Source organism: Mesobacillus sp. (assembly GCF_049588175.1).
Lineage (GTDB): Bacteria > Bacillota > Bacilli > Bacillales > Cytobacillaceae > Mesobacillus.
Genome location: NZ_JBAVFI010000724.1, coordinates 1 through 1,746 on the forward strand (window position 1 = coordinate 1; position 1,746 = coordinate 1,746).

At 46.8% G+C, this 1,746-nt stretch carries 3 protein-coding genes; all 3 read left to right on the forward strand.

Annotated features, from left to right (window positions below):
- A partial coding sequence (locus WB217_RS17555; protein WP_423994584.1) for an FHA domain-containing protein occupies positions 1-419 on the forward strand: 419 nt, incomplete at its 5' end.
- Between the two features lie 15 nt (positions 420-434).
- Positions 435-1,202 carry a PP2C family protein-serine/threonine phosphatase gene (locus WB217_RS17560; protein ID WP_423994585.1) on the forward strand — a complete coding sequence of 256 codons (768 nt, stop codon included), beginning with the start codon at positions 435-437 and terminating at the stop codon, positions 1,200-1,202.
- A 15-nt stretch (positions 1,203-1,217) separates the two neighbouring features.
- Positions 1,218-1,746, forward strand: a 529-nt coding sequence (locus WB217_RS17565; protein WP_423994586.1) for a serine/threonine protein kinase, incomplete at its 3' end; no start/stop codon positions are given.

Genomic DNA, 1,746 nt, shown 5'->3' on the forward strand with positions numbered 1-1,746 from the left:
CCTCGATCCATATTCAGCCGGCCCTCGCAAACCACAAGCTGGAAGAATTGGATTCAGGAACGACTGTGCTTGGTGTCCTGGAGGAAGATGAGGATGAGGGTACAACCACACTTGGCCATTCGGTCCGCAGGCCATTTTTGGTGGCAGTCGCGAAAAATGAAAAGATCACGATCGCGAAGGAATACTTCAAGATTGGCCGCGACCCGCTGCGGGCGGATTTTGCGACGGATAATAAAGTGATTGGGCGTGTCCATGCTTTTGTGATCTCTTCGAATGGTGAGTATTTTTTAGAAGACAATCACTCGACCAATGGCAGTTATGTCAATGGCATTAAGGTATTACCCAAAGAAAAAATCAAAATTAAACATGAAGATCGAATTAAGCTCGCAAATGAGGAATTCATCTTCAAGCTGTATTAAATGGAGGAAACAAACATGGCATTTCAAGTCGCCTACCATACGGACATAGGAATCAAGAAGAAGACGAACCAGGACGGTATGTTATTAAAAACGGCTAAAACGCCTCAGGGGGAAGTGGGCTTGTTTGTCATCTGTGATGGCATGGGGGGACTTTCCCACGGAGAGCTGGCTAGCGCCACAGTCATCAGGGGAATTTCAGAATGGTTTGACGATGAATTGCCTCCTCTTCTAGAGTCAGAAATGGCAGAAAAAGAGATACCCGTAAAGCTCGAGGCACGTGTTCGTGAGCTGAATGCGAAAATCCTAGCATATGGTGAGGCATCAGGAATCAAGCTTGGAACTACGATCACAGCCTTGTTCATCCTTTATTCGCAATACTTCGTCATGCAGATTGGGGACAGCCGGGCATACAGCATAAATGACAAGCTGATGAAATTGACTGAGGACCAGACCCTTGTTGAGAGAGAACTGCAGATGGGGAACATCACCGCTGAACAGGCGAGGATCGACCCGCGCCGGAATGTGCTGCTGCAATGTGTGGGCGCAACGAAGGATATCAATATTGTGATTACGACAGGTGAAGTTAAGCATGAAACGATGTATATGCTCTGCACCGATGGATTTTACCATGAGGTCACAGACAGTGAGATGCAGACCAGCCTGAATCCTGTCAATTTTGAAGACGAGCGAAAGATGAAGGATAAAATTGTGGAACTCGTGGAGCTTGCGAAGGAACGCCTGGAAACAGATAATATCTCGGTCTTGCTGGCAAAAGTGATTTAACTTGGGGGAATTACCTTGATACAAATAGGCACCATTATTGATGATCGATACGAAATACTGAAGGAAATCGGCCGCGGCGGAATGAGTGTTGTCTATTTGGCGATGGATAACCGCCTCAACAAGTCACTTGTGGTCAAGGATATCCGCAAGCGCAGCAACAGCAACAATGAGTTACTCATCAACAGCCTCGTTGTTGAAGCGAATATGCTGAAAAAGCTCGACCATGGTTCGCTGCCAAAAATTTACGACATTATCGAATCCGAAGGCGATATCTATGTGGTTATGGATTACATCGAAGGAGAATCGCTGAAGGAGCGGCTGAGACGGGACGGGAAAATTCCCGCTGCGGAAGTAATCGAGTGGGCGAAGCAACTAAGCGATGTACTTGGATATCTGCACTCCCGCAAGCCGTATCCAATCATCTACCGAGACATGAAGCCTGACAATGTCATGCTGACGCCAGAAGGAAAATTCAAACTGATCGATTTTGGGATTGCCCGCGAGTTCAAGACAGAAAATCTCTCTGACACTACCAATCTAGGAA